Consider the following 26,014-nt stretch of genomic DNA (forward strand, 5'->3'; position numbering starts at 1 on the left):
GGAACGGCGTCCCGGGGCTCGCGGTCCGCCTTGTCGGGCGGCCGTGCCGGCGCAAGCCGGCTGCATCAGCAGCAGTTGTGTCAGTGGCCGGACGCGGCGGCCGCGCCGATACCGGTTTCGGAACGCACTTTCTGCGCCGGGTAGCCGGCGCGGTCGGCACGGGCACGCTCGCTGTTGTCGAGGATCGAGAACAGCCAGATGCCGATGAAGCCGACGGCCATCGAGAACAGTGCCGGCGAAGTGTACGGGAAGATCGCTTCCTTGTAGCCGAACACGTCGACCCACACCGACTTCGAGATCACCGTGAGAACGACTGCGGTGATCAGCCCGAGGAAGCCGCCGATGGTGGCGCCGCGGGTGGTGCAGTCCTTCCACAGCACCGACATGAACAATACCGGGAAGTTGGCCGACGCCGCGATTGCGAATGCCAGCGACACCATGAACGCGATGTTCTGCTTCTCGAACACGATGCCCAGCACGACCGCGATGATACCCAGCACGACGGTGGTCATGCGCGACACGCGCAGTTCGCTGGCGCTGCTTGCCTGCCCCTTCTTGATCACGGTCGCGTACAAGTCATGCGATACCGCCGATGCGCCCGACAGCGTCAGTCCGGCCACCACGGCGAGAATCGTCGCGAACGCCACCGCCGAAATGAAGCCGAGGAAGACGTTGCCACCAACGGCCTTGGCCAAATGGATAGCGGCCATGTTGGTGCCGCCCAGCAGCTTGCCGGCCGCGTCCTTGAACTCGGGATTGGTGCTGACCATGACGATTGCGCCAAAACCGATGATGAAGGTCAGGATGTAGAAGTAGGCGATCCAGGTGGTTGCCCAGAACACGGACTTGCGTGCCTCCTTTGCGCTCGGGACGGTAAAGAAGCGCATCAGGATATGCGGCAGGCCGGCGGTGCCGAACATGAGCGCCATGCCGAACGAGATAGCGGAAATCGGGTCCTTGATGAAAGTGCCGGGGCCCATGATCTCGTTTTTCTTCGTGTGCACTTCAACCGACTTGGCAAACAACGCTTCCGGGCTGAAGTTGAACTGCGCCATCACGACGAAGGCCATGAAGGTTGCGCCGCCCAGCAGCATGATGGCCTTGATGATCTGCACCCAGGTGGTGGCGGTCATGCCGCCGAACAGCACGTACACCATCATCAGCGTGCCGACGATGACCACCGCGATCCAGTATTCGAGGCCAAACAGCAGCTTGATCAGCTGGCCGGCGCCGACCATCTGCGCAATCAGGTAGAACGCCACGACGACCAGCGTACCCGAGGCCGCGAATGCACGGATCGGCGTCTGCTGGAAGCGGTAGGCCGCCACGTCGGCAAAGGTGAAGCGCCCCAGATTGCGCAGGCGCTCGGCCATCAGGAAGGTGATCACCGGCCAGCCGACCAGGAAGCCGATCGAATAGATCAGGCCGTCGTAGCCGTTGGAGAACACGGCGGCCGAAATACCGAGGAAGGATGCGGCCGACATGTAGTCGCCGGCAATCGCCAGGCCGTTCTGGAAGCCGGTGATGCCGCCGCCCGCGGTATAGAAGTCGGCAGCCGACTTGGTCTTCGCGGCGGCCCACTTGGTGATGAAGAGCGTGAAGATCACGAACACGCCGAACATACCGATGGCGGTCCAGTTGGTGGCCTGCTTTTCAGCCTGGCCGAGGTCGGCGCCGGCCGCATAAGCGGCGCCGGCGGCGGCAAACAATGCCAGGGAAGCCAATACTCGATTCATCTTCTGCATTACAGCACCTCTTTGCGAATGGCGGCGGTCATCTCGTCGAACTCGCTGTTAGCGCGCCGAACGTAAATACCCGTGATCACGACAGTAAACACAATGACGAACAGGCCAACCGGCATGCCCCAGGTCATGACGCCGCCGCCCATCTTCGCGGCCAGCAGCTCCTTTTTGAAGGCAATCAGCAAAATGAAGCCGTAGTACACGACCATCATGATTGCGGTGAGCGTCCATCCATATGACGAACGAGTCGTTACCAGCCTCTGGTAAGTCGGGTTCGACTGGATTTTTTGAACAATGTCGTCTTCCATCTGCACATCTCCTAGTCTCTGTTGGAATATTTTCTTGCAGTTTTGTGCAGCATATTCGGATTGGCTTACGGTTCGCTTACCAAAAACGCGCGACACAAAAAATTGGCTGCGACCGGGAAACGGTGCTAAAGAGACGTGACAAGAGGAATTGCACCTATGGAAGTACTGCATGCCGATCTTTCCCGTCCAGGCGGGCATTCATCGGCGGAAGCGGTATGTAATCCCCGGCGAGCCGATTGCCGGGGAAAAAGGCACGCAAGGAACAGGGGTTCAGTTGCCTGAAAGGAGATCAACCGGGTTGCGATGCGCCGGCAAGGCGCTCGCGCATGGCCGGCGTCATGTCGACATTGTGCTCGGCGTCGATCAGCATCACTTCTTGCAACCCGAGATGCTGCGCCATTTCCTTCCAGCGTGCCGGTCCGGCGACGAACAGCGGCTTGGAGTTACCGTCCGAACGCAGGCCGACGTCCTTGCCGCCGGATGTGATGATGGTCACCGACGCAACGACATCGGTGGTCTGTCCGGTGCGCGGATCGATGATATGCGGATGGCGCTTTCCATCCTTCATGAAATAGCGCTGGTAATCGCCGCTGGTGCCGACCGCCTCGTTGTTCGCCAGCGCGATGGTGGCTACGGTGCCTTCCGAGCGCGGATCACGGATGCCGACGCGCCATGGGCGATCGCCGGGCCGTCCGATCGCGATGATATTGCCGCCGACATTGACCAGCGCAGCTTTCACGTGCGCGTCGCGCAGGATGCGCGCGGCGCGATCCAGCGCATAGCCTTTGGCGTAGCCGCCGAGGTCCAGCATGACCGCCTTGTTCCGGCTTGAAATCCGTGTGCCGTCAAACACCAGGTCAGTCATGCGCGGGTTGGCGTCGACCCAGCGCCTGATCTCGTCCTGGCTCGGACCGTGCTCGGTGATGTCGCTGCTCTGGAATCCCCACAGGCGGATCAGGTGGCCGATCGCCGGGTTGAAAAGGTTCTGCGATTGTTCCGCCAGCTCGGTCGCCGATTTCAGCAGCGTGACCATTTCCTCGTCGGCCTGGAACGTCTCGCCGCGCGCGATGGCATCGTTCAGCGCGGTAAGCTGGCTCGGCTGCCAGGCGTGGAACTTGTGGTGCAGCCGGTCGAATTCCTTCAGTACTTCGGTACCCAGTTCATGCGCGCGCTGCTCCGACTCGCCGTAGACGCTGACCTCTACCTGCGTGCCGAACACATGTCCCTGGGTGCGGTAAACCGCATCATTGCGGCCGCAGCCCAACAACAACAGCGTCAGCAGCGCTGCCGCCAGCCATGATCCCGCCTTACGCATGCCCGCAAACTCCGTACATCCATTTTTGCAATAAAAAACGCCGGCCGCGCTGGTGATGAGCGACGGCCGGCGCATGACGTGCTATCAGCTGGCCTTGCTGACCATGTAGTCGATCGCTGCCTTGACTTCTTCGTCCTTCAGCGCGGCGTTGCCCCCCTTCGGCGGCATCATCTTGAAGCCGTTGAGAGCGTGGGTGTACAGCGTGTCCTTGCCCTGCGCGATGCGCGGGCCCCAGGCTGCCTTGTCGCCGAACTTCGGCGCGCCCAGCACGCCTGCGCCGTGGCAGGACACGCAGTTTGCGTTGAAGACCTTCTCGCCCAGCGCGAGGTCGCCGCCGCCGGCCGACGCGCTGGCTGCGGGCGCACCCGAGGCTGCCGGTGCCGATGCGGCCGGAGCGGAAGCTTCCGGAGCGGAAGCCGCCGGTGCCGGCGCAGGTGCCGGAGCCGGCTCAGCCGGCGCGGATGCTGCGGGCGGGGTTTGCGCTGCCGGCGCTTCAGTCTTGGGCGCTTCTTCCTTCTTGCTGCATGCGGCGAGCAGGGCAACCAGGATAAACGGCAACAACTTGGATGATCTCTTCATACCTTACCTTTCTTATAAAAAAACAACTGCTGAAAAAACCGTTCAATGCGAAGTATCGTGCGCCGCACCGCCCCTGGCATTGACCATGTCGGCGTTGATCTGCTCGAATCGCAGGATTTTCCCGCCTTCCCTGTGCGCGAAGGCTTCGGCATCCTGCATGCTGGAGAACGAGCCAAAGGTCGGTCCCATGGAGCCGTGCTTGCGACTGCCGACGACATAGTATGCCGTTTTTGCATCGATCCAGTTGCCTTGCGGGTGCTCCCAATCCGCCTTGCCCATGTCCTGTACATACATGGCGGCAATAGCGCGCTTTTGTTCCGGCAATAGTACGACGCTGAACAGCTCCGTCAGGTCGCAAAAGAAGTCAGGCTTGCCTTCCTTGTAATGCAACTGCGCCTTCGGTCCAGCATAGTCGTTCAGAATCATGCCGTCCAGTGAACAGGCAGTGTCAGGCCCGGGCTCCTGCACCGCGATTTTCTGCGTTGCCTGACTGCATGCGCCGAGCGCAGCCAGCAGCGCCAGCCCTCCGGCCCAGCGAATCGCCGCCTTGCGGAGCATGCTGTGGCTGCCGTTCATTTGCAATTTCACTTGAATCTCCAATGCGCGAGAATGAATGGGGTCACGATCCATGCCAGCATGAGGCTAATCAGGACCGCCGGATTAGTCAGGGTTTCCGGCATCACGGTCGCAAGGCCGTACATGTTCTGCACCTGTTCCGAACTGAAAATATTTAACAACCGGAAAATATCGGCCGGATTCAGCATCAGCAAGGCACCGAACACCCCGCTGCCGAGCGCTCCCTGGCTCATCACCAGCGCGCCCATCACCAGCAGGTCAAAAATAAGCACGAAGAAGAACCACAATCCAATCGCCACGCCGGACGCGCGTATCCGGTCCGCCGCCAGCACCGACACCAGCAGAGACAGGCTGAGGAAGGCCATGCCCATCAGAATCGCCGACGACACGAAGCCGAGATAATGATAGATGTCGCGTGCGCCGAGCTGTCCACCCAGCAGCAGCACGCCGGCGCCAAAACCGATCACGGTAGAACAGGCCAGCGCCGCCGACAGGCCGCCGAACTTGCCGAGCAAGATCTCGAAGCGGGTGATCGGCATCGACAGCAGCAGTTCGAGCGAGCCGCGCTCCTTCTCTCCGACCACCGCGTCATAGCCGAGGATAAGCGCGATCAGCGGCACAAGGTAAATCACCAGGCTGACCAGGCTGGCAATGGTGACATCGATGCCCCGAAAGCCGACTGCGCCCTGCTGCGCCGAGCCGAAATAGGCGATCGCGACCGAGAACAGCGAAAAGATCAGCGCCACCGCGACCACCCAGCGGTTGCGGATGCGGTCGCGGAATTCCTTGCCCGCGACGACGCGTACCTGCGACCATTCAATTCTGCCGGCCATGCAAGCCTCCATATCCCAAGAACAGGTCTTCCAGCGACGGCTCGTGGATCGCGATGTCGTGCACCGTGTCGGCCAGCGCCGCGAGGATGTTGAGCACCGCGACCTTCTGGCCCGGCAGGCAGGATACGCGCACGCAGTCCTGCTCGATTTTCAATTCCAGCCCGGCCAGGCTCGCCAGCGCGTCGTGCACGCGCGAGCCGTGGCCCGAGCGCAGCTGGATGCGGATTTCCGAGGGCAGCACCATCTGAGCGCGCAACTGCGCCAGCGTTCCCTGCGCGGCGATACGCCCGGAGTTGAGGATCACGAGGCGGTCCACCCGCTCCTGGATCTCGGCCAGGATGTGCGAGGTGATGATGATGGTCGCGCCCTGCGCCTTCACTTCCTGCAGGATCTGGTAAAAGTCGTGGATTCCTTCCGGGTCCAGGCCGTTGGTCGGCTCGTCCAGGAAGATCAGATCGGGCGAGCCGAGCAGCACCTGCGCGAAGCCGAGCCGCTGCCGCATGCCCTTCGAATAGCCGCGCACCCGGCGCTTTGCCGCGTCGGCGAGGCCGACGCGCGCCAGCACCTCGTCGCAGGCCCCGCGAGAGACCTGCTTGAGGTCGGCGAACAGGCGCAGCACTTCCAGGCCGGTGAGATTGTCGTAGGTGACGAAGGTCTCGGGCAGGTAGCCGATGCGGCGGCGCACCGCGCGGAAATCGCGCCCGTCGATCGGCACGCCGTTTACCAGCACCGAGCCCGACGTCGCCGGAATCAATCCCAGCATCAGCTTGAACAAGGTGCTCTTGCCGGCGCCGTTATGGCCGATCAGCCCGATCATTTCGCCGCGGTCCACGGACAGGCTGATGCCGTCCACCGCCTGCACGTCGCCATATCTCTTGCTGACGTTGTTTACTTCAATCGGAATACTTGCCATTCCATTTGCTCCAATCCTGATTCCAGGGGCGCATGCGCGCATGCTTGTCGATCACGCTCGGCGCGCGCAGCACCGGGAACTGGCGCGCCACGAAGCGCAGCGTCTGGATCGACGGGCTGGAGAGCAGCAGCTTGACCAGCGGATACTGCCAGTTCAAGCGATCCACCACGTCGTTCGCCTCGTAGGCGACATCGCCGACGCCGTCGCCGTTCTGGTCCCAGCCGCTGTAGTTGCTCCAGTAATTGCCCTTGTTGCGGCCCCACTCGACGTCGCGCGAAGCGACGAATTTTACCTGTTCCTGGTTATCGATGAAGTCGTTGCCGTCCACCGTGTTGTTGCTCGATCCGGCGGACAGGTGCACGCCGGTACGGTTGCGGACCACCAGGTTGTTCCGCAGTGTGTTGTATTCGGCGTCGTAGATGAAGAAGCCGCGGTCATTGTCAGCCACTACGTTGTTCTCGATGATCGAATCCTGGATCGTGCGCAACATGATGCCGTGATCGGCATTGCTCCAGGCACGGTTATTGCGCACCACGAGCCGGCGCACTTCCATCAGCGCCAGCCCGCCGTGGCTTTTGTAAACCTCATTGTTTTCCCAGGTGCTGTCGTTGGTGTTCATGTAGTGCGTTCCATACCGCACGTGATGAATCGTATTACCGCGAAATTGGGCGCGGCGCGACCAGTCGACGTAGATGCCGTCGCGCGTGAAACTGATCTTGTTGTCGATAACCTGGGAGTTGTCGGTGTTGTAGACCTGGATGCCATTGCCGCGCTTCACCGACATCAGGTCGCGCCGGCCGGTAATCACGTTATTGACCAGGCTCGAATCGGCCGACTTTTCCAGCCAGATGCCGAACAGGTTGGCCACCAGTTCGCAATCCCGCACCAGCGCTCGGTCGGAGCCCGGCTCGATATAGATGCCGGAATTCTGCGCGTCGATATCGGTGCCGCTGTCGCGCACGATCAGGCCCTGTATCGTGACGTCGGTGGCGCGCACCCGGATCGTGTCGCCGGAAAAACCGCCGCTGATGGTCGGATGGTTGAGGCCTTGCAGCGTCAGCCGCTTGTTGATCGTCAGGCGCTCGGCATAGGTGCCGCGTTCGATCCTTATCGTGTCGCCCGGCTGCGCGGTCCGTATCGCCGCCGCGATCGACTGGCCGGGCTTGACCTGCAGCACCGCGCTCCACGCGCCGCTGCCGACTGCCATGAGCAAACCGGCCAGCAATGCGCCGGCTTTGCCCGTACTGCGCGCACACTTCACCAAAGAACTCCGTTGCGATCGTCTTTCACGATGATTACCCTGCCTTTTTCAATTCGGCCGTCTTTTCCGATAAATTGCGGCGCACGCTGTCAAGCGAAATGAAATAGCCCTTGCCGTCGATCGGGGTCAGCGGCAGCCCTGCCTTTTCGCGCGACTTGCGCTCCTTCACCAGCGGCGGGCAGGCATGATCGTCGTAGTACATTACCATGCAGTCGAGGCACAGCAGGCACTCGCGCTGGTCGATCTTGCCCTGCGCGTCGATCGCGTGCGAGCCGCAACCGGCGGCGCAGGCGTGGCAGGTCGTGCATTCCTGCTTGCGCTTGAGACCGAACAGGCGGAAGGTGGATGGAATCGCCAGCCCGGCGCCGAGCGGGCAGATGTACTTGCAATACGGTCGCTCGCTCAAGATCGAGATACCGAGGATCGCGCCGACGAACAGCACGAACGGCCAGGAGCGGTTCCACACGCCCACCAGGAAGGTGGTCTTGAACGGCTCGATCTCGGCCAGGTGCTCCGCCATTTCCATCGAATAGAACGACACGCCGACCAGCACCGCGAACACGACGTACTTGATCCATTTCAGCTTGTCATGCAGTTTCTTCGGCAATAGACCTTGGAAGCGCTTGAGGCCGATGAGCTGTCCGAGCTTGAAGGCCAGGTGCTGCAGCGAGCCGAACGGGCACATCCAGCCGCAGAACAGTCCCCTGCCCCACACCACCACGCTGATGATCAGGAACCACCAGAAGATGAAGATGAACGGGTCGGACAGGAACAGCTCCCACTTCCACTGGTGGATCAGCGAATGGAACCAGGTCATCACCTGCGTGATGGACGGCTGGGCCTTCAGGTACAGCCCGACGAATCCCACCGAGAAAATCCAGAGCAAATGGCGCGGAATAGAAATCCAGGGCTTGTGCTTGCGCTTGGAGGCGCGCACCAGGCGATCGCGCTGCGAATACAGCCCGGCCGTCACCGCCAGGAACATCACGAACAGTGCGATCTCCAGCTTCTTACCTTCCCAGGCGAGCTTCCACGCCGCCTGCGGACGCTGCACCTTGGGCCGCCCGCCTTCCAGATAGCGCGCCGGCAGCCAGTACTCCTGATCAAAGTGCGCGAACGACTTGGCGCGCGTATCGGGATCGACCTTGTTGGCAAGGAAGATCAGTTTCCACGGCCAGGCTGGATTGAAATTGGCGGAACGGACGATGAAGATGCCGGATTCCTTGTAGGACGGCACATCGCCCGGCTGCAGGTGGTACAGGTTCTGGTAGTCGGTGTCGCGGAAGGTGAAGGTGCCGGAATCTTGCCTGACCTGGATGCGGTCGTAGATACCGCCGCGCACGAAGCCCGAGCCCTTGAAAGACACCTGGCCGTTGGCGACGACGAAGATCGCGTGCTCATCCTGTTTCAGATCCTGCATCAGGCGCTCATAGCCGTGCTCGCCCAACAGGCTGATGCCCAGCGTCGGCGTATTCAGGTAGCCGAAATACAGATCCATGTAAGGCCGGTCGCTGTCGCCGCTGCCGATGTCGGACGCCTGCACCACTAAGTGCTGGACGCTGCCCTCCTTTTCCAGCGCGGCCCAGTCCAGTTTTTCGCGCAGCGGCGTGAAGTGCGCGCGCGGCCTTGCCGTCACCTTGAAGATGCCGACCTGCTTGCCGATCTCGTAGGCGCTTTGCGCAATCACCTGGTTTTCCGCGATTGCGGTCACCGTCGCGCCGGAAATCGCGTCCAGTCCGACCGCGCCGTCATCGCTCTGACCGTGGCCGATCTCCAGCTTGGCCGCGGCGGACTTGCCAATATATTGCTGAACGAACTTGACCAGGACCGACTCGGGAATGCCGGCCAGCAGAATCGGCTCGGAGTGCTTCAACACGCGCACGCCGGTGATGATGCCTTTCGTGTCCATGCCGATCAGCGTAATGACCGGCTTGCCGGAATAGGCGGGAATGTCTACCACGTCGGTAGACAAGAAAACGTAACCGACCACGCGCTGCTTGCCGTTGTCGTCGGCATAGGCTTCGACATAGGCGGGCGCGCCCTTGCGCTTGGAAAAGTGTTGTGCGGACGGCATCACCTCGCCGCACGGCGCGTAGGCGCACAGGTCCGGGCCGTTCGTGAGTTCGGGCGGAAGCTGCGTGTCGTACATCGAGGCATTGGCGCGCGGCGCGACAATCAGGCCGGCGATTGCGACCCAGAGGAACAGCGCCAGCTGCAACAGCCATTGCCGACGAAGAGAGTGGTTCATGTTGATTTGCTTGAGCATTTCCGAAGCGTTCCAGTCGGCATGCGTTGAATGCGTGCTTTTTCTCGGCGCAACAGCGTGCGGCGAAAAATCTTTCATCAGAACCTGCTCCACATGGAAACAGGCTCTAAAAAAACCGTAGGGCGGGACTGCCGTGCCCGCCCTACGCAAAGCACCGGGTGCCTGTTATGCCTCCACCAGGAAACGACTACGCATTTCCAGATGCAGCGCGTGGCAGAAGTGGGTGCAATACATCCAGTAAGCGCCCGGCTTGTCGGCCTTGAAGGTTACCGACTTGGTTTCCTGCGGATTGACGATGAAGTTGATGTCGTAGTTCGGGATCGCGCAACCGTGGGTCAGATCCTCCACCTTGTCGTGGTTGGTCAACGTGATCGTGACTTCGTCACCCTTCTTCACCTTAATCACCGGCATGCTGTACGCCGGCGCCACCGACATCAGGCGCACATGCACCTTCTTGCCTTCGCGGGTAATACCGGCGTTTTCCGGCTTGACCGCGTTCGGGAAGTCGTCCATGTTGTAGATCTGGCGCGTCTTGACGATGTCGCGGCGCACGATGATCGCGTCATGCGGTTCCGGATAGGCGGTGTGGTCGGAAATGATCTTCATCTTGTCGCCGGTGATGTCGATCATCTGCTCGGTTTCGGAATGCAGCGGGCCCACCGGCAGGAAGCGGTCCTTCGAGAACTTATTGCCGGAGTTGAAATACTTGCCGTCAGCTTCCTTGGTTTCGCCCATCGACGCATAGCCGTGGCCCGGCTGGTAGTGCACGTCGACCTTGTCCAGGATGACCTTTGCGTTCTTGTCGCCCTTGAACTGCTTGATGGCGGCGTCGACGTTCCACTTGACGATCTGGCTGTCCAGGAACAGCGTGGTGAAGGCGTTGCCCTTGCCGTCGAAACCGGTATGCAACGGGCCCAGGCCGATTTCCGGCTCCGCAACCACTGCGTCGCGCTCAGTCTTCAGCTCGCCGTTGAACCACTTCTCAACCAGCGCCACTTCGATCACGGTCGCCGTCGGCGACAGCTTGCCGGAGCAGACGAAGTACTTGCCATCCGGGCTGGCGTTCACGCCGTGCGGGTTCTTGCCGACCGGGACGTAGCAGGTGAGCGCGGTCTTGGGATCCTGGTTCGCTGCCTTGCGGCCGTCGACCACCGGCACCTTGGAATTGCCGATCGTGGTGTACTTGCCATCCTTGATCATCTTTTCGATGCGGGCGATGTCGAAGAACACGCAGGCGTCGCGCTCGGCGGCCATCATGCCAGCCTGGTCGGCGGCATTCTCGGTGTTGTACTGGTTGGTCGCGGCATACTTGCCGTCGTACGACGTGGCAACCAAGTCGCAGTTGCCGTCGATGCGCACTTGCCACCGCACTTCCATCGACTCCGCGTCGACGCAGCTGAACAGCACGCCCCACTTGCTCGGATCTTCCAGATCGCGGCCGTCGTTGGGGAACGGGACATGGAATTCACCGCCGCAGAAGACGCGGGTGGTGTAGTTGATGTTCGGGTCGACCGGGTCGCGCTTGTCCGGGAAGGTGCCGTGATAGCCCATCACGTTCGGCAGTTCGGTGATCTTGTCGCACTCCATCGTATCCATGCGAACGCGCGCGATACGGGAATGCATCTTGTCGTTGACCCACAGGTACTTGCCGTCGTAGGTGCCGTCCTTGTAGCTGCCGTGCACGTGGTGGGTGTCGCCTGTCTTGTATTTCAGGCTGCCGTCCGGCTTGGTCCCGATGATGGCCTTCGATTCGTTGGTGATGCCCCAGCCAACCATCGGGTCGATGTTGAACACCGGAATGCGGCGCAGGGTGCGGCCCGACGGAATGCCGATGATGCGCATCTCGCCCGAGTGACCGCCGCTGGAGAACAGATAGTAATCGTCCAACTGGCCGGGCGCGACTTCATGCGACCCGCCGGCTGCATGCGCAGAGGCCGACGCCGATGCCTTCGCTACCGGTGCATCCTCCTTGCAGCCAGTCAAAAGACCAGCACCTGCGAGGCCCAGCAATGCGCTCTGGCCCAAAAACCGGCGGCGGGCTCCCACTGCCGGCTCATCTTTGTTCAACTTGGTCTTCTTGGCGTTGTCCATGTTTACCTTTCCTGTATCGGATGCCATTGAATTAAGAAAATCTGTTGCAAAAAATCAATTTAAGATGTCTTGTCGATGCATATTATCGGCGGCACCTCTCCGCAAAAAATATGATCTAGATCAATCTTGTCCCAGTGAAGCCAAAAGACTTCATTGGGAAGGAGCAACTAGGAAATTGCGCGAGAAAGCATATATTTCTTGAGAATGAGCAACAAATGATTTACATCAAGCAATCCATTCCGACGGCCATTTGCCCAAGCTCGTAACTCCGCAGTAAAAAAAGCGGTAGAAGCATATGTCTTTTGGAAAATACACGACATCCGTTATAGGGAGGATGTGCGCAGCCAAAATAGCTATCGCCATAGTCCTTTCGGCGTAGGCGCCGGCATTGGTCTCTAGACCTTACGGAGTAGGCGGATTATCAAGACCGCCGCAGCGCCACCGCATTGCATGCATATCCCGTTACGCACTTACTTAGGATCAAGAATTTCTGGGCGGCGCGCCGCCAAAATCTCGAATTAATTCAGATCAAGAAATTAAAAAATTCCTATTGCTCGCATTGCTCACCCCAGATTTAGTGATTAATATCGCCGCAACCACAATATGTTGTGCAAATCTAGGAGATGCAATGACGCCGCGCGCAATCACTTTCCTCACCCATATCATCAAACGCGATGGCAGTACCAAGCCGTTCGATCCGAACAAGATCCTGTCCGCACTACTGCGCGCGGGCCAAGCCACAGGCGAATTCGGGCATGAAGAAGCCGAGTCGCTGACGCTGCAAACCGTCATGCAGCGCATCCAGCTACAAGGCTCGAGCGCGCCGCACATCGAGCAGATCCAGGATGCAGTCGAATCGGTGCTTTTCGACGCCGGCTATCGCAAGACGCTGCGTGCCTACGTGGTCTACCGCGAACAGCGCAAGAAGCTGCGCAGCGACCGCAAGACCTTGGTCGATGTCGAATCCTCGATCAACGAGTACCTCGAGCAGCTTGACTGGCGCGTCAACGCCAACGCCAACCAGGGTTACTCACTCGGCGGCCTGATCCTGAACGTCTCGGGCAAGGTGATCGCCAATTACTGGTTGAATCACGTGTACCCGCCGGAAGTGGGCGAAGCGCACCGCAACGCCGACATCCACATCCACGACCTCGACATGTTGTCCGGCTACTGCGCCGGCTGGTCGCTGCGCACGCTGCTGAACGAAGGCTTGAACGGCGTACCGGGCAAGGTCGAGTCCGGCCCACCGAAGCACATGTCGAGCGCGGTCGGCCAGATCGTCAATTTCCTAGGCACGCTGCAGAACGAATGGGCCGGCGCCCAGGCGTTCAGTTCGTTCGACACCTACATGGCCCCCTTCATCCGCAAGGACAACCTGACCTACGGCGATGTCAAGCAGTACATGCAGGAACTGATCTACAACCTGAACGTCCCGTCGCGCTGGGGTACGCAGACACCGTTCACCAACCTCACCTTCGATTGGGTGTGCCCGGAAGACCTGCGCGAACAGGTGCCGGTCATCGGCGGCAAGGAAGTGTCGTTCACCTACGGCGAGCTGCAGGCAGAGATGGACATGATCAACCGCGCCTACATCGAAGTGATGATGGCCGGCGACGCCAAGGGTCGCGTGTTCACCTTCCCGATCCCGACCTACAACATCACGCGCGACTTCGACTGGGACAGCCCGAACGCGGAACTGCTGTTCGAGATGACGGCGCGCTACGGCCTGCCCTACTTCCAGAACTTCATCAATTCGGAACTGAGCCCGAACATGATCCGCTCGATGTGCTGCCGCCTGCAGCTCGACTTGCGCGAACTGCTCAAGCGAGGCAACGGCCTGTTCGGCTCTGCCGAGCAGACCGGATCGCTCGGCGTAGTGACGATCAACTGCGCGCGCCTCGGCCATCTCTACCGAGGCAACGAGGCGGGCCTGATGCAGCGCATCGATGAACTGCTGGAGCTTGGCAAGACAAGCCTCGAAATCAAGCGCAAGGTAATCCAGCGCCACATGGACAACGGCCTGTTCCCGTACACCAAGCGCTATCTCGGCACGCTGCGCAACCACTTCTCGACGCTCGGTGTCAACGGCATCAACGAGATGATCCGCAACTTCACCGGCGACGAGCACGACATCACCACCGAATGGGGCGATGCCTTCGCGGTACGGGTGCTGGACCACGTACGCGAACGCATGCTGCAGTTCCAGGACCAGACCGGTCACATGTACAACCTGGAAGCAACGCCGGCCGAAGGAACGACCTATCGTTTCGCCAAGGAAGACCGCAAGCGCTTCCCGGAGATCCTGCAGGCCGGCACGAAGGACAAGCCGTACTACACCAACTCGTCGCAGCTGCCGGTGGGATTCACCGACGATCCATTCGAGGCGCTCGAACGCCAGGACCACCTGCAGCGCAAGTACACCGGCGGCACAGTGCTGCACTTATACATGACCGAGGCGATCTCCAGCGCCGACGCCTGCCGCTCGCTGGTCAAGCGTGCCTTGTCGCGCTTTCGCCTGCCCTACATCACAGTGACGCCGACCTTCTCGATCTGCCCGAAGCATGGCTACTTGAGCGGCAGCCACGAGTTCTGCCCGAAGTGCGATGCAGAGATCATCGCGCGCAAGGAGCAGGAAGCGGAAACGCAGTAACGCCCGTCCACATCAACCCAAAAGGAGGAAGATCATGACCGATCTGAGCAATCAAACAGCACTCGCGAAAAAGCAAATCATCCTGACCGACGCAGAACGCCAGCGCTGCGAAATCTGGACACGCGTAATGGGCTACCACCGCCCGCTGTCCTCATTTAATATAGGCAAGAAAGGAGAATTCCATGAGCGTAAGTATTTCAGTGAGCAGTGCGCGCAGCACAGCGACTGAGCCGGCGCAGCGCTTGCTGAAGGTGGGCGGCGTCACGCCGTTCACCGCCACCGATTTCCCCGGCAAGCTGGCCGCGGTCGTCTTCGCGCAAGGCTGTGCATGGCGCTGCGGCTATTGCCACAACCCTCACCTGCAACCGCGGCCGCACAAGAGCCCGCTGCAATGGCCGCGCGTGCTCGGCCTGCTGCAAAGGCGCGTCGGCCTGATCGACGGTGTCGTGTTTTCGGGCGGCGAACCGACACTCGACCCCGGCCTGGCAAATGCCATGCGCGATGTCCGCAAGCTAGGCTTCGACGTGGGCCTGCATACCGGCGGTGCCTATCCGCGACAACTGGAAGAGGTACTGCCGCTGCTTGACTGGGTCGGGATCGATATCAAGGCGCCGTTCGACCAGTACGAGAGCGTGACCGGCGTTCCCGACAGCGGCGCCCCTGCGCGCGCATCGCTGGCGGCTGTGCTTGCCTCCGGGGTCAAGTACGAGGTACGCACCACCGCGCATCCGACGCTGCTGCCGGAAGAAAGTATCGAGCAGCTCGCGCGCGAGTTGGCCGGCATGGGCGTGTCCAATTACGCGCTGCAGGTGTTCCGCTCCCAAGGGTGCAAGGACAAGGCGCTCAACGCGACCGCCATGGCCGGCTATCCGCGCACGGAACTGGAACACAAGCTGTCGCTGCTCTTTCCGCAATTTACATTGCGCCGGGCATAGGCGCCGCGGCGGGGAGCGCTGCCATGCGCCCTGCCGCTATTCCTGCTTCTTTTTTCTTGGAAAAGGCTGATCGAAATGGACGCGCACATGCGGCACATCAGCCTGCCATGGACTTGCTCCGATGCACCTTATCCGGCGTTCGCACCGGGCACGGCAGCCTCGCCCAATGAGGCTGAGACCTTCTCGATGATTTTTTCTGCGTCCTGCGCATCGAAATCGGCGTGATAGCGCTTCTTCACGCCGTAGTCATTGAACTGATGATAGTGATCGGGCGTAATGCCGTGCCGCGCAAGGGTGCTTTTGGTGCACGCCAGCGGGCAGCCGTCCAGTGCGACGATGGGCCGGCCGGAACGCGCAATCTTGAGCAGATGCGGCACGTCGCCGCCGACGCCGGCGATGCATGACATTTCGGCGATCCCGCGACGATCCAGCTGCACCGCCACATAGTTTGCCATCTGCGCCACGCTGGAACAACCGGAGCATGAATACACGAGGGGAAAATTCGGATCCTTTGACGGCATGCGCGCTTCCCTCCTCGCGCGTCAGGACTGGCCGCGGCCTGCGCCTGGCATGATGCGCCCGAGCACACGGCTTGGCGCCAAACGTCCCAACTCGAAGACTGGCAGGTCGATGGCGTCCAATGTATTTTTCACCAGCAAGCCCAGCTCGGTATCGCCTTCCATCAGCAGGCGGCGGCTGAAAAACAAGGTATCCGGATCTTCCTGACGTCGGGCCAGCAGCAAAAAGTCATGGGCGCTGGCGCAAATGGTCAAGTCCGGCTCGCCCGCCGGCTGTACGGCGGCAAAGCGGCTGCCATTCCACTGGAAATCGAAGGATAGGCAGGCGTCGCTGACCTTGATGCGCAATTTCTTACCGCTCAGGGTTTGACGCACGTCTTCCGGCAAATTGCCTTTCAGCGCCAGGTTCAAACCCGTGGCGAACAGCAGCGAACCGGGAAATACCGGCAGCATCGACAATAACTTGCCTACCGGCTCAGGCAACAGAAAGCGATTTTGATTCATGGGAAAGCCCTCGTTAAAACATTGCCATGTGCGCTTTCACGCAACATAAAACAGTACAGTGAAATAGTGGGTGGCGCTGCCGCCCAGCACGAACAGATGCCATACGCCGTGGCCATGGCGCAGCTTTTCATCGGTTGCGTAGAAAATGATCCCGACGGTATAGAACAGGCCGCCGGCCGCCAGCCAGGCGAAACCGTCCCAGCTGAGCGCCGAAATCAGGGGAACAATCGCAACCAGCGCCAGCCAGCCCATCAACACATAGATCGCCAGCGACAGGATGCGCGCACCCTTGGCCAGCCACAGCTCCTGGACCACCCCCAACAGCGCCAGCCCCCAGATCGTACCGAACAGAGACCAGCCCCACGGCCCGCGCAGCGTTACCAGCGTGAAGGGTGTATAGCTGCCGGCGATGAGCAGGTAGATCGCGCAATGATCTAGCTTGCGCATGACATCCTTGGCGCGTCCGCGCACGCTGTGATATAGCGTCGACGTGACATACAAGGCAAACAGCATTGCGCCGTAAATGCTGAAGCTGACAACCTTCCAGGGATCGCCGAGACGGGCGGCGACGAAGATCAACACCATCGCACCGGTGGCGGCGAACAGCGCGCCGATCAAGTGGCTGATGCTGTTGAACCGTTCGCCGTAATACATCGCTTGCTTATGCCACCATGCGGTCCAGGCCCGGTTTTCCGTGCCAGTAACCGTTGCAGGGCTGGTCCGGCATCAGCGGCTCCATCTGACGCATCGCCTCCTCGGCACTGATCTTGTTGTCCAGCACGTCGCGGAACAGAGAGACGATCCGGTCGGTCTGTTGCGATTGTGGACTGATGCGAACCACGTCGACTCCCAGATCACGCATCACGCCCAATTCATGGACGAGGTTGTACACCAGGGCTGACTGCGTCTGGATGCCGTTGAGCGTGAGGAAATGCTGCCCCTCCTTGGTCTTCAGCGCCAGGCCATCGGGGAACTCCATGCAAGTAAACCGGCAGTCGTCCTTCGGCAGGTTGCGGTGGCGCGCCGTGAAGCAGCGTGCCGAGAATGCCAGCGGCATGCGGCCATAGGCGAACACTTCGGTTTCCATGCCGGCCGGGCGCGTTTGCTGCATATGCTTCAGTCCCTCGCCCGACATTTCAAGCGGCATCACCCAGCGCTTGGCGCCGGTTTCCGCCATGAATTCCAGGGTCGGAGGATTGAAGATGTTCAGGTGCGGGCCTGCGACGAAAGGCGTCTTTCCAGCCAGGCAGTGCGCCGCACCCATGTCGTTCGCTTCGACCATGAAGCGTCCATTGTCGGTAATGCGATGCAGTGTGCCGATGTCGGTCTTCGATTCCAGCAATGCCTGGGTGGACAATACGACTTCCTTGCCCGCCGCAACCAGCAAGTCGGCGATGTCGAGCCAGTCGGACAGGCGCAACTCACGCCGCCGCGAGCAGACCGCTTCGCCTAGATAGACGATGTCCACGGGCGATTTCGCGATTTCCTGGTAAAAGTCGAACATCCGTTCGCGCGGCCAGAAATAAAGAACGGGGCCTAATGCGAGCTTCACAGTCATCTTGTACTTCCTATTTCCACGGCCGGTGATAAGCGCCCAGCGTGTGCTGCTGGCCTTCCGCCACCTTGTTCAGTTCCGCCATCCAGGCCGGTTTGACGGAATAGCGCTGCGCGCTGGCGAGACAATTGTCGATCGCTTCGCGCCATACCTTGGTCACTTGCCCCACGTAGGCCGGGCTGCGCTGGCGCCCCTCGATCTTGATAGCGCGAACACCCAGCGCCGCCAGCTGCGGCAACAATTCCAGCGTGTTGAGGCTGGTCGGTTCCTCGATCGCGTAGTAATTCTCGTCGTTGACGTCGAAACGCCCTTTGCACAGGGTCGGATAGCCGGCGTTCTCGCCGTCTTCGTAACGGTCGATCAGCACGCCGTTCAGGCGCGATTCCAGTCCCTTGGGAGTCTGCTGCCAGCGCACCGCCTTGGCCGGTGAACATACGCCGTGGGTGTTCGGCGCCTCGCCGGTCACATAGGACGACAGCGCGCAGCGGCCTTCCACCATGACGCACAGGCTGCCGAAACCGAACACTTCGATTTCAACCGGCGTATTCTGCGTGACGTATTCGACCTGCTCGAGCGACAGCACGCGCGGCAGTACCGCGCGCTGGATACCGAAGCGCTTGTGATAGAAGTTGATCGCCTCAAAATTGGTGGCGGAGCCCTGTACCGACAAATGCAGCCGCAGCGACGGGTAACGCTCGGCGGCATATTTCATCAGCGCCGGATCGGCCAGGATGATGGCATTGATGCCCGCTTCGGCGGCACGGTCCACCGCGGCGCGCCACGGCGCCCAGTTTTCCGCCTGCGGATAGGTGTTCAGCGCCAGCAGGACCTTGCGACCGTGATCGTGCGCGTATCGGATGCCCTCTTCGATGGCGCCTTCGTCGAAATTCAATCCCGCGAAATTGCGCGCATTGGTGGCGTCACGATAACCGAGATAGACGCAATCGGCGCCATTGTCTACGGCGGTTTTCAGCGCCGGCAGGCTGCCGGCGGGACAGACTAGTTCAATGGATGGTTCGGACTGCGGCACGGCGACTTTCTTCAAAAAATGATCGATGGGAAAAGGACTTGGCGCGGACTCATACCGGAACGGCCTGCACGCAGCCGGCATCGTGTTCGCGCTTGCCCGGACGCACGCCGTTGAGCAGGTACTCGATCAGTTCGCGCACGGAACGGATCTCGCTGCCGAACGGCAGTTTCTCCGATCCGCGGAAAAACAGGCCGCGCTTGACATCGCCGTTCATCGCGAATGCCAGCCGGGTATCGATACAGAACTGGCCGGACTTGGCGATACCGTCGCGCAGACCGCATTGCTGCAGGCAGTCGAATCCGACCTCGCACGGTTTTTCCTTGGCCTTGCCTTGCAGCTTCGCTTCCTTTTCCAGGTAATTCGCGAGCCACTCCGTTTTCACGCCGCGCGCGGGCAGGCCGGCCACACTCATGAAGGTAACGATATCCTCCGGCTTGGCATCGGCCAGCACGCGCTTGAAGTTAATGTGCGCGTCGCCCTCTTCCGTCACGGCGAATGCCGTGCCCAGCTGGACGGCGTCGGCGCCCATGCCGATCAGTTCGCGCACCTGCTCATGGGTATGGATGCCGCCGGCAGTAATCAAGGGAATGCTTTCACGCTCGATGCTGAGCTCCTTGAACAACTCGCGCGTGCCATCCAGCACTGCCGGGAAAGCAAAATTTGGATTGTTTACGTCTTCCGGGCGCGCGGCGCCCAGGTGGCCCGCCGCATAACGCGGATTCTCGATCACGATTGCGTCGGGCAGGCGGTTCTTGCGCATCCATTTTTTCAGGATCAGCGCAATGCCGCGCACGTCCGAGAGGATCGGGATGATCGCGACATTCGGATGATCGGCGGTCAGCTCCGGCAGATCAAGCGGCAAGCCTGCGCCGCACACCACTGCCTCGGCGCCGCTGGCACATGCCTGCTTGACGTAGTTCGCATATTCGGAAACTGCACGCATGATGTTGACCGCGACTACGCCGGCGCCCGAAGCGATCGCCTTGGCAGCCTTGATTTCGCGGTCCAGCGCGATCAGGTTGACGCGGTCGATCAATGCGCGGTCGCGCGACTTGCCACTCTGCGCCATCAAGTCCGCATGATGACGCCGCAAGTCGACGCTGGAAATGGTGCCCACGCCGCCCAGACTGGCCACGCTGCCGGCGAGACGGTGCGCGGAAACTCCTACCCCCATACCACCTTGCACGATTGGCAATAAATGCTTGCCCTTGATCTTGAGATGTTGAAATGCGGTCTGCAGCACAGCGGTCCTTCAGGTGGTAAGAGACGTGCGAATGTAACAAACGAGGTGTGCATTTTGATTGATTTGAATCAAGTATTCCAAACTTGACGTCAATTCATTTCTATCGTCTCGAATTGCCATGGATTTTCCTGCATCGCCCTGCGATCGAAGCCAATGTAATTCAGTGCTCGCATGGCAAACCTTAACTTGCATCAAGGATTTGCCGGACTTCGGGGTGTGACAATTCCCCGCAATCAATCAGCAAAGGCAAGTCACATGAACACTATTTCAAGCTATCTGGGCAGCGACCACACGCGCTGCGATCAATACTTCATTCAGGCGGAAACACAAGTCAGCAACGGCACCTGGGATCAGGCCGAGACCAGTCTGGCGCAGTTCATCGAGGCGCTGGAGCACCACTTTGCGATGGAAGAGAGGGTCATGTTCCCGGAGTTCGAGCAAGCGACAGGCAGCAGCGCCGGCCCGACCGCCGTCATGCGCATGGAGCACGAACAGTTGCGCGCAATCTCGGCCCTGTTGCGCGAAGCATTGACCGCGCGCGACGCCGACAGCTACCTCGGGCATTCCGAGACGCTCAATACCATGATGCAGCAGCATAATATGAAGGAAGAAAGCATCCTGTACCTGATGGCGGACCGCGTGCTGGCGGGCCGCCAAGAAGAGATCATCGGCGCGATGACCGGCGTCGACGCAACGGCATGACCCAATCCGACGACGAAATCGCGCTCGACGTCTGCTGGCTGGAACCGCCCGAACCGATGGAACGCATTCTCGACGCGCTGTCGACCATGCCTCCCGACAAGCGCCTGCGAGTCCTGATCCACCGCGAACCGATTCCGCTGTATCGCATTCTCGGCAATAACGGATATGCCTACCGTACCCAGAGCCGCGATGATCATCTGTATGAAATACTGATCTGGCAAAAGTAATGCAACGCGTATTGTCGTTCGAGCAAACCCCGGCGCTGACGGTGCCGTTGAGATTCTTCCTTACCGCGCCGCTTTTCGCTGTCGCCGCAGCCGTCGTTCTCCTCTGGCAGGGGCCGGATGCGCTAGCCACTCGCTGGTCGCCGGCGGCGCTGGCGCTGACCCATCTACTGACCCTCGGTTTTCTGGCCAGCGCCATGACCGGCGCCCTGCTCCAGATATTGTCGGTCGTCGCCGGAGTCAACATCCCCAGGCCGCGCACCACTTCCGCGGCAATTCATGCGAGCCTCACCCTGGGCGCCGCCGCATTGGCGCTCGGCTTCTTGATCGGCACGCCCTCCCTATTCCAAACCGCAGTGCCGCTGCTGCTCGGCGCCTTCGGCACATTGCTCGTCGTTTGCGCGTACGGCTTGTGGCGCGCCCCGGGCCGCAGCGACATGATCACCGCGATTCGCTTCGCTCTGGCCGCGCTCGGCATCACGGTCGTGCTGGGCGCGTCCGCCGCCAGCCTCTTCGCATGGCAGCTGCCGGTGCCCCTGCAGCGAGTGGTCCAGTTGCATGTGGCGTGGGGCTTGCTGGGATGGGTGGGATTGCTGGTCATCGGCGTGGCTTACCAGGTCGTCCCGATGTTCCAGGTGACGCCGGTCTACCCTCAGAGCGTGACCCGCTGGCTGTCCAAGGTCCTGTTCGCGTCGCTGGGAATCTGGTCGGTGATTGCGACCCTGTCGGAGGGCCGGCACACCCTGCTTAACGCACTGTCGTCCGAATTGCTGTACGGCGGTTTCGCCGTGTTTGGTGCCACCACACTCTACCTGCTGTGGCACAGGAAGCGCCCCAAGCCCGATCCCACCACCCTGTTCTGGCGCACTTCGCTGCTCAGCCTGCTGGCATGCATGGCGCTGTGGATTTTCGGCGAGCTGCTGCCGCAGTTTGCCCTGTCGCGCGCCTTTCCCTTCCTGCTTGGCATTCTGTTTATCGTCGGATTTGCCTATTCCGTCGTCAACGGTATGCTGTACAAGATCGTCCCTTTCCTAGTGTGGTATCACCTCCAGAACCAGTTGAGTGGCGGCTGCGCGAAAGCGCCGAATGTCAAGCAGGTGCTGCCTGACAGCGCGGCTGAAAAGCAGTTCCGCGCACACATCGTCGCACTCGTGCTGCTGATCGCAAGCGCGATCTGGCCGCATGGCCTGGCATATTTGGCGGCTGCGGCGTTCGGGCTGTCCTCCGGCTGGCTGTGGCTTAATCTAATGACGGCGGCGCGTGTCTACCGGCGCTTTCTGGCGCAAGCGTCCGCGTCGCCCGCAGTGGCTTGATCAGCCGCCGTAATTGCGCAACTTTTCAATATCGAGGATGGTGATGTTGCGTCCGTCCACGCTGATCAACCCCTCGTTGGCGAGCTCGTGGAGGATGCGGGAAAAGTGTTCGGGCGTCAGGTTCAGGCGCGAGGCCAGCACGTTCTTGCTCACTTCGAGGCGGATCTGGTCGCCGTCTGCCGGCATTTCTTCCTTCAGCAGGTAACCGATCACCCGTTGCGCGCCGGAGCGCAGCGAATACGCCTCCACGTCGCAAATCAATCCGTGCAGGCGCCGGCTCAATCCTGCCAACATCTTGCGCGCGAATTTCGGATCGCGACCCAGTTCCTCGAACACCGCAGACTTCGCCACATGCAGCAGCAACGAATCGGCCAGCGCGTGTGCCGAGACGATATACGGCTTTTCCATGAACATCAGCGCTTCGCCGAAGCTGTGGCCGGGGCCGATGATCTCGACCACCTTTTCGCTTCCGCCAGGCGAGACGAATGACAGCTTGACCTGACCGTACACCACCGTATGGAAGCCGACGCAGGGGTCGCCGCGCCGGAATATCTGCTGGCCGCGCGGAACATGCAATTCCGTGGTCGAGGCCGCGATATGGTCGAGCTCTTCCGGGTCAAGCTCGTTGAACAGCGGGAGCCGTGTCAGGAAATCCTGAACCTTGATCTTTCCGATGCTCATAGCCGTTCCCAAATCATGTTTTGTTTATTCATTGATGCATGGTCTCGGAAGCTTCCTCGCATGCCGTCCTTTTTTACCAGGGAGGGTGACGCAGGCTGATCGCTCTGGAATCCCGAACTGTCCGGGGATAAAGTCAGTCCCGCAAGGCGCGCGACGCGTTCAGCGCACGATCAGCACCGGCACGCTGGTGCATGCCAGAACCTTGGTCGCAACCGACCCCATCACGAGGTTCTGCAGCGCGCCGTGCCCGTGCGAGCCCATCACTATCATGTCGATCTTGTGCTTCTTTGCATAGCCGCGAATTTCCTCGGCCACCTCGCCCACCTTGTAACTCGCCACGTAGGGGAGTTCATGCTTGCGCAGCAGTTTTTCCGCCGATGTCAGCGCGTCGCGCGCTTCCTCGTCATAGTAGCGCTTGATCGCCTCCTCTCCCAGGAATGCGCGGGAGCGCCCCGGCGGAATGGGCAATTTAACATGAAGCAAATGCAGTTCCGGCTCCCCGCGGAACCAGTCGAGATGGGCAACCACATGCTTGATTGCTTTTGCGGTATAGGGCGAACCGTCTACTGCGATAAGAAGTTTCATGCCGCTTTCCTAAGGGCGTTGAAGAAACTCGCACGGGTCTTCGGGACGAACCGGGAGAGCCTGGAAGATGCCGGCGCCAATTTAACAAACGCAATAGGCCATTTGTTTGACTTGGATCAAGCAGTTTCAGATTGACGTTTTCACCACGTCGATGGAAAGCGAGCGGCTGGCTCGCCTCGCCGGGTTTCGTCGGGCGCCAGTCAAGGATGCTGCAATTTATATAAATGCCATCTGTCCAACGCACGACCCATACGTATTTTAACGTTCTTGCAACATTCCTATGACAAGGAGTTCAATTTGAGCCCATCTTCAGGCGTTAGCCCACACCGCATTACCATCGTTGGCGGCGGTGCGGGCGGACTGGAACTTGCCGTTCGCCTCGGAAAGAAACTTGCGGGGAAAGGCAAGGCAGTCATCACCTTGGTCGATGCCGCCCGCACCCATTTGTGGAAGCCGCTGCTGCACCAGGTGGCGGCCGGCACCATGGACAGCCATGTAGACGAAATCGAGTACCTTGCGCTGGCGCGCGACTACCATTTCGCCTTCCGCCTGGGACGCATGGATGGGTTGAACCGGGAAAAGAAGGAGGTCTACCTGGCGCCGACCTACGATGAAGACGGGCAGGAAATCCTGCCGCGCCAGGCTATCGGCTATGACACCCTGGTCATCGCCATCGGCAGCCAGACCAACGACTTCGGCACGCCGGGCGTGCGCGACCACAGCATCATGCTCGATTCGCCGGATGCGGCCGAACGATTTCACCAGCGCCTGATCAACTCCTGCCTGCGAGCCCAGGCCAGGCCCCGCCAGAGCGGGCACCAGTTCACCGTCACTATCATCGGCGGCGGCGCCACCGGCGTGGAACTGTCGGCGGAACTGCACATGACGGCAAAGATCATTTCCAGCTATGGCCTGGCGAATTTCGACCCCGAGAAGGATATCCGCATCGTCATCGTGGAAGCCTCGCCGCGCCTGCTCAACGTGCTGCCCGAGCGGCTCTCGAATGCGGTCACGCACGAACTGCACGGGCTGAGCATCGAAACCCATACCAACGAGCGTGTAACGGAAGTCACGCCGGAAGGCGTGAAAATGGCCAGTGGTAAATTCATCGCGAGCGATATCGTGGTATGGGCCGCAGGCATCAAGGTGCCCGATTTCATGAAGGATCTCGATGGTCTGGAAACAAACCGCCTCAATCAGCTGGTGGTGCGGCGCACCTTGCAAAGCACGCGCGACCTGGCGGTTTTCGCCATGGGCGACTGCGCCGCCTGTCCACGCAGCGACGGCAAGAACACTGTCCCGCCGCGAGCGCAATCGGCGCACCAGGAAGCAAAGACGCTGGCCAGATCGTTAGCGAGAATGCTGGAGGGCAAGCCGCTGCTGGAGTTCACCTACCGGGACCGCGGCTCGCTGGTATCGCTGGGCGATTACAGTGCCGTGGGCAGCCTGATGGGCTCGATCGCGCGCGGATCGGTATTCATCGAAGGCACCATCGCCAAGTGGATGTACTGGGCGCTGCACAAGCAGCACCAGATCACGGTCAACGGCCTGTTCCATACCATCCTCGGTACGTTGGCCGAAACCATCGATCTTGCACGGCCGCGCATCAAGCTGCACTGAATGGCGGCCGGAAGTCATCTTCCGGCCATCCAGGAGGTAGCGTCAGCGGCGCGGTCCACCGTACCAGTGCCGGCCAGAGCCGGGACCATGACGAAACGCCTCGTCGAAGACTTTCTTCTGCTCCGGGGTCAGCACCGCGTAAAATTCCTTGGTTGCCGCGACATGCTGCTCCATCCGCTTTTCCGCCTCTTTCATGTGCGCCAGCCTGCGCTCCATTCTTTCCGGCGCCGTCAGCTTGTCCAGCTCGCCGCGATCCGGCCGTACCGGCGGCTCCCCGGGCTTCACTTTATCCATGTAGGCATTCCACGCCTTTTCCTGCTCCGCATTCAGCTTGAGCTTGTCATGCAATTCAGCCGCGCGCTTGGCCATGTGCTCCTTCATGCGCTCGCCGTAGTTGCCGTGGTCGCCCATGGGTCCGCCATCGGGCGTCTGCGCCAGCGATGCGACCGAACCGACGCCCAGGCTGAACGCGGCCATGCCAATAAACAGATGTTTGCGAAATGAAGTCATCGTCTTTCCTTTTCTCGAGTTACAAGCCCGCCTCGTCGGAGGCCGGTTCAACGTGCGCCA

The 26,014-nt window shown here is 60.6% G+C and carries 26 protein-coding genes; 7 read left to right on the forward strand and 19 right to left on the reverse strand.

The genetic code is table 11. The features are described from left to right. Window positions 1-80: 80 nt before the first annotated feature. The 10 genes from FAY22_RS08665 to nosZ form a co-directional block, all read right to left on the reverse strand. Complete coding sequence (locus FAY22_RS08665) at window positions 81-1,745, reverse strand: cation acetate symporter (RefSeq protein WP_146329837.1); 1,665 nt, start codon at window positions 1,743-1,745, stop codon at window positions 81-83. Next, entirely contained in the window at window positions 1,745-2,050 is a 306-nt protein-coding gene (locus FAY22_RS08670) for a DUF485 domain-containing protein (RefSeq protein WP_146329838.1), read from the reverse strand. Before FAY22_RS08670 ends, FAY22_RS08665 begins: the two co-directional genes overlap by 1 nt. Before the next feature lie 289 nt (window positions 2,051-2,339). Beyond that, a complete protein-coding gene (locus FAY22_RS08675) occupies window positions 2,340-3,365 on the reverse strand; it encodes an FAD:protein FMN transferase (protein WP_146329839.1) in 1,026 nt (341 codons plus the stop codon). A gap of 84 nt (window positions 3,366-3,449) precedes the next feature. Further along, window positions 3,450-3,944, reverse strand: coding sequence for a cytochrome c5 family protein (locus FAY22_RS08680; RefSeq protein ID WP_146329840.1), 495 nt, complete (start codon window positions 3,942-3,944; stop codon window positions 3,450-3,452). A gap of 42 nt (window positions 3,945-3,986) precedes the next feature. Continuing rightward, the gene (locus tag FAY22_RS08685; protein ID WP_246860708.1) at window positions 3,987-4,532 is read right to left on the reverse strand and encodes a nitrous oxide reductase accessory protein NosL; all 546 of its coding nucleotides are present in this window, start codon (window positions 4,530-4,532) and stop codon (window positions 3,987-3,989) included. After that, window positions 4,529-5,353 carry an ABC transporter permease gene (locus FAY22_RS08690; protein ID WP_210411917.1) on the reverse strand — a complete coding sequence of 275 codons (825 nt, stop codon included), beginning with the start codon at window positions 5,351-5,353 and terminating at the stop codon, window positions 4,529-4,531. The genes FAY22_RS08685 and FAY22_RS08690 overlap by 4 nt, the downstream gene beginning before the upstream one ends. Then, on the reverse strand, window positions 5,337-6,266 hold the full coding sequence (locus FAY22_RS08695) for an ABC transporter ATP-binding protein (protein WP_146329841.1): 930 nt from the start codon (window positions 6,264-6,266) through the stop codon (window positions 5,337-5,339). The genes FAY22_RS08690 and FAY22_RS08695 overlap by 17 nt, the downstream gene beginning before the upstream one ends. Further along, window positions 6,247-7,473: a nitrous oxide reductase family maturation protein NosD gene (locus FAY22_RS08700; RefSeq protein ID WP_146333377.1), complete on the reverse strand. Its 1,227-nt coding sequence runs from the start codon at window positions 7,471-7,473 to the stop codon at window positions 6,247-6,249. The genes FAY22_RS08695 and FAY22_RS08700 overlap by 20 nt, the downstream gene beginning before the upstream one ends. Before the next feature lie 88 nt (window positions 7,474-7,561). Then, the gene (locus tag FAY22_RS08705; RefSeq protein ID WP_146329842.1) at window positions 7,562-9,775 is read right to left on the reverse strand and encodes a 4Fe-4S binding protein; all 2,214 of its coding nucleotides are present in this window, start codon (window positions 9,773-9,775) and stop codon (window positions 7,562-7,564) included. Between the two features lie 183 nt (window positions 9,776-9,958). Next, window positions 9,959-11,884 (reverse strand): TAT-dependent nitrous-oxide reductase, encoded by a 1,926-nt coding sequence (gene nosZ, locus FAY22_RS08710; protein ID WP_146329843.1) that lies wholly within the window; start codon window positions 11,882-11,884, stop codon window positions 9,959-9,961. A 628-nt stretch (window positions 11,885-12,512) separates the two neighbouring features. Between nosZ and FAY22_RS08715 the strand changes: the two genes are divergently transcribed. The 3 genes from FAY22_RS08715 to FAY22_RS08725 are packed head-to-tail and all read left to right on the forward strand — an operon-like array spanning window position 12,513 to window position 15,469. Further along, window positions 12,513-14,534, forward strand: a complete 2,022-nt coding sequence (locus FAY22_RS08715; protein WP_146329844.1) for a ribonucleoside triphosphate reductase — start codon at window positions 12,513-12,515, stop codon at window positions 14,532-14,534. A gap of 34 nt (window positions 14,535-14,568) precedes the next feature. Further along, the gene (gene nrdD, locus FAY22_RS22540) at window positions 14,569-14,763 is read left to right on the forward strand and encodes an anaerobic ribonucleoside-triphosphate reductase (RefSeq protein WP_146329845.1); all 195 of its coding nucleotides are present in this window, start codon (window positions 14,569-14,571) and stop codon (window positions 14,761-14,763) included. A 22-nt stretch (window positions 14,764-14,785) separates the two neighbouring features. Beyond that, window positions 14,786-15,469, forward strand: a complete 684-nt coding sequence (locus FAY22_RS08725) for an anaerobic ribonucleoside-triphosphate reductase activating protein (RefSeq protein WP_246860742.1) — start codon at window positions 14,786-14,788, stop codon at window positions 15,467-15,469. A gap of 128 nt (window positions 15,470-15,597) precedes the next feature. Here the strand turns inward: FAY22_RS08725 and FAY22_RS08730 are convergent, their stop codons facing one another. From FAY22_RS08730 to FAY22_RS08755, 6 genes are read right to left on the reverse strand one after another with little or no spacing between them, the layout of a single operon-like run. Then, a complete protein-coding gene (locus tag FAY22_RS08730; protein ID WP_146329847.1) occupies window positions 15,598-15,990 on the reverse strand; it encodes a putative zinc-binding protein in 393 nt (130 codons plus the stop codon). 21 nt (window positions 15,991-16,011) lie between these two features. Next, window positions 16,012-16,491: an SCP2 domain-containing protein gene (locus FAY22_RS08735; RefSeq protein ID WP_146329848.1), complete on the reverse strand. Its 480-nt coding sequence runs from the start codon at window positions 16,489-16,491 to the stop codon at window positions 16,012-16,014. Window positions 16,492-16,527: 36 nt separating this feature from the next. After that, the gene (locus FAY22_RS08740) at window positions 16,528-17,145 is read right to left on the reverse strand and encodes a hemolysin III family protein (RefSeq protein WP_146329849.1); all 618 of its coding nucleotides are present in this window, start codon (window positions 17,143-17,145) and stop codon (window positions 16,528-16,530) included. A 7-nt stretch (window positions 17,146-17,152) separates the two neighbouring features. After that, a complete protein-coding gene (locus FAY22_RS08745) occupies window positions 17,153-18,049 on the reverse strand; it encodes a U32 family peptidase (protein WP_210411918.1) in 897 nt (298 codons plus the stop codon). Between the two features lie 10 nt (window positions 18,050-18,059). Continuing rightward, on the reverse strand, window positions 18,060-19,091 hold the full coding sequence (locus FAY22_RS08750; protein ID WP_246860709.1) for a peptidase U32 family protein: 1,032 nt from the start codon (window positions 19,089-19,091) through the stop codon (window positions 18,060-18,062). 34 nt (window positions 19,092-19,125) lie between these two features. Continuing rightward, window positions 19,126-20,250 (reverse strand): nitronate monooxygenase family protein, encoded by a 1,125-nt coding sequence (locus FAY22_RS08755; protein ID WP_146329851.1) that lies wholly within the window; start codon window positions 20,248-20,250, stop codon window positions 19,126-19,128. Window positions 20,251-20,574: 324 nt separating this feature from the next. Here FAY22_RS08755 and FAY22_RS08760 point away from each other — a divergent pair, with 324 nt between their 5' ends. Genes FAY22_RS08760 through FAY22_RS08770 form a run of 3 tightly spaced genes read left to right on the forward strand, consistent with a single transcriptional unit; the run spans window position 20,575 to window position 22,558 of the window. After that, a complete protein-coding gene (locus FAY22_RS08760) occupies window positions 20,575-21,021 on the forward strand; it encodes a hemerythrin domain-containing protein (protein WP_146329852.1) in 447 nt (148 codons plus the stop codon). Next, complete coding sequence (locus FAY22_RS08765) at window positions 21,018-21,248, forward strand: DUF2249 domain-containing protein (RefSeq protein WP_146329853.1); 231 nt, start codon at window positions 21,018-21,020, stop codon at window positions 21,246-21,248. The genes FAY22_RS08760 and FAY22_RS08765 overlap by 4 nt, the downstream gene beginning before the upstream one ends. Beyond that, on the forward strand, window positions 21,248-22,558 hold the full coding sequence (locus FAY22_RS08770; protein ID WP_146329854.1) for a hypothetical protein: 1,311 nt from the start codon (window positions 21,248-21,250) through the stop codon (window positions 22,556-22,558). Before FAY22_RS08765 ends, FAY22_RS08770 begins: the two co-directional genes overlap by 1 nt. On the opposite strand, the gene FAY22_RS08775 is transcribed toward FAY22_RS08770, so the two are convergent. Beyond that, a complete protein-coding gene (locus FAY22_RS08775; protein ID WP_146329855.1) occupies window positions 22,559-23,239 on the reverse strand; it encodes a Crp/Fnr family transcriptional regulator in 681 nt (226 codons plus the stop codon). Between the two features lie 159 nt (window positions 23,240-23,398). After that, complete coding sequence (locus FAY22_RS08780) at window positions 23,399-23,824, reverse strand: universal stress protein (protein WP_146329856.1); 426 nt, start codon at window positions 23,822-23,824, stop codon at window positions 23,399-23,401. A 297-nt stretch (window positions 23,825-24,121) separates the two neighbouring features. Between FAY22_RS08780 and FAY22_RS08785 the strand changes: the two genes are divergently transcribed. Next, window positions 24,122-25,444, forward strand: a complete 1,323-nt coding sequence (locus FAY22_RS08785; RefSeq protein WP_146329857.1) for an NAD(P)/FAD-dependent oxidoreductase — start codon at window positions 24,122-24,124, stop codon at window positions 25,442-25,444. Between the two features lie 42 nt (window positions 25,445-25,486). Here FAY22_RS08785 and FAY22_RS08790 read toward each other — a convergent pair whose 3' ends face one another. Next, on the reverse strand, window positions 25,487-25,954 hold the full coding sequence (locus FAY22_RS08790) for a Spy/CpxP family protein refolding chaperone (RefSeq protein WP_146329858.1): 468 nt from the start codon (window positions 25,952-25,954) through the stop codon (window positions 25,487-25,489). Between the last annotated feature and the right edge of the window lie 60 nt (window positions 25,955-26,014).

This window comes from Noviherbaspirillum sp. UKPF54 (assembly GCF_007874125.1).
Classification (GTDB): domain Bacteria; phylum Pseudomonadota; class Gammaproteobacteria; order Burkholderiales; family Burkholderiaceae_D; genus Noviherbaspirillum.

Bases quoted from the DNA above. Each gene is read 5' to 3' on its own strand.
- FAY22_RS08755 (WP_146329851.1), bottom strand. From the start codon at position 20,250: ATGGGGGTAGGAGTTTCCGCGCACCGTCTCGCCGGCAGCGTGGCCAGT.
- FAY22_RS08765 (WP_146329853.1), top strand. From the start codon at position 21,018: ATGACCCAATCCGACGACGAAATCGCGCTCGACGTCTGCTGGCTGGAA.
- FAY22_RS08670 (WP_146329838.1), bottom strand. From the start codon at position 2,050: ATGGAAGACGACATTGTTCAAAAAATCCAGTCGAACCCGACTTACCAG.
- nosZ (WP_146329843.1), bottom strand. From the start codon at position 11,884: ATGGACAACGCCAAGAAGACCAAGTTGAACAAAGATGAGCCGGCAGTG.
- FAY22_RS08770 (WP_146329854.1), top strand. From the start codon at position 21,248: ATGCAACGCGTATTGTCGTTCGAGCAAACCCCGGCGCTGACGGTGCCG.
- FAY22_RS08760 (WP_146329852.1), top strand. From the start codon at position 20,575: ATGAACACTATTTCAAGCTATCTGGGCAGCGACCACACGCGCTGCGAT.
- FAY22_RS08700 (WP_146333377.1), bottom strand. From the start codon at position 7,473: ATGGCAGTCGGCAGCGGCGCGTGGAGCGCGGTGCTGCAGGTCAAGCCC.
- FAY22_RS08730 (WP_146329847.1), bottom strand. From the start codon at position 15,990: ATGCCGTCAAAGGATCCGAATTTTCCCCTCGTGTATTCATGCTCCGGT.
- FAY22_RS08745 (WP_210411918.1), bottom strand. From the start codon at position 18,049: ATGACTGTGAAGCTCGCATTAGGCCCCGTTCTTTATTTCTGGCCGCGC.
- FAY22_RS08705 (WP_146329842.1), bottom strand. From the start codon at position 9,775: ATGAACCACTCTCTTCGTCGGCAATGGCTGTTGCAGCTGGCGCTGTTC.
- FAY22_RS08735 (WP_146329848.1), bottom strand. From the start codon at position 16,491: ATGAATCAAAATCGCTTTCTGTTGCCTGAGCCGGTAGGCAAGTTATTG.
- nrdD (WP_146329845.1), top strand. From the start codon at position 14,569: ATGACCGATCTGAGCAATCAAACAGCACTCGCGAAAAAGCAAATCATC.
- FAY22_RS08675 (WP_146329839.1), bottom strand. From the start codon at position 3,365: ATGCGTAAGGCGGGATCATGGCTGGCGGCAGCGCTGCTGACGCTGTTG.
- FAY22_RS08775 (WP_146329855.1), bottom strand. From the start codon at position 23,239: ATGAGCATCGGAAAGATCAAGGTTCAGGATTTCCTGACACGGCTCCCG.
- FAY22_RS08790 (WP_146329858.1), bottom strand. From the start codon at position 25,954: ATGACTTCATTTCGCAAACATCTGTTTATTGGCATGGCCGCGTTCAGC.
- FAY22_RS08780 (WP_146329856.1), bottom strand. From the start codon at position 23,824: ATGAAACTTCTTATCGCAGTAGACGGTTCGCCCTATACCGCAAAAGCA.
- FAY22_RS08715 (WP_146329844.1), top strand. From the start codon at position 12,513: ATGACGCCGCGCGCAATCACTTTCCTCACCCATATCATCAAACGCGAT.
- FAY22_RS08695 (WP_146329841.1), bottom strand. From the start codon at position 6,266: ATGGCAAGTATTCCGATTGAAGTAAACAACGTCAGCAAGAGATATGGC.
- FAY22_RS08680 (WP_146329840.1), bottom strand. From the start codon at position 3,944: ATGAAGAGATCATCCAAGTTGTTGCCGTTTATCCTGGTTGCCCTGCTC.
- FAY22_RS08690 (WP_210411917.1), bottom strand. From the start codon at position 5,353: ATGGCCGGCAGAATTGAATGGTCGCAGGTACGCGTCGTCGCGGGCAAG.
- FAY22_RS08740 (WP_146329849.1), bottom strand. From the start codon at position 17,145: ATGTATTACGGCGAACGGTTCAACAGCATCAGCCACTTGATCGGCGCG.
- FAY22_RS08665 (WP_146329837.1), bottom strand. From the start codon at position 1,745: ATGCAGAAGATGAATCGAGTATTGGCTTCCCTGGCATTGTTTGCCGCC.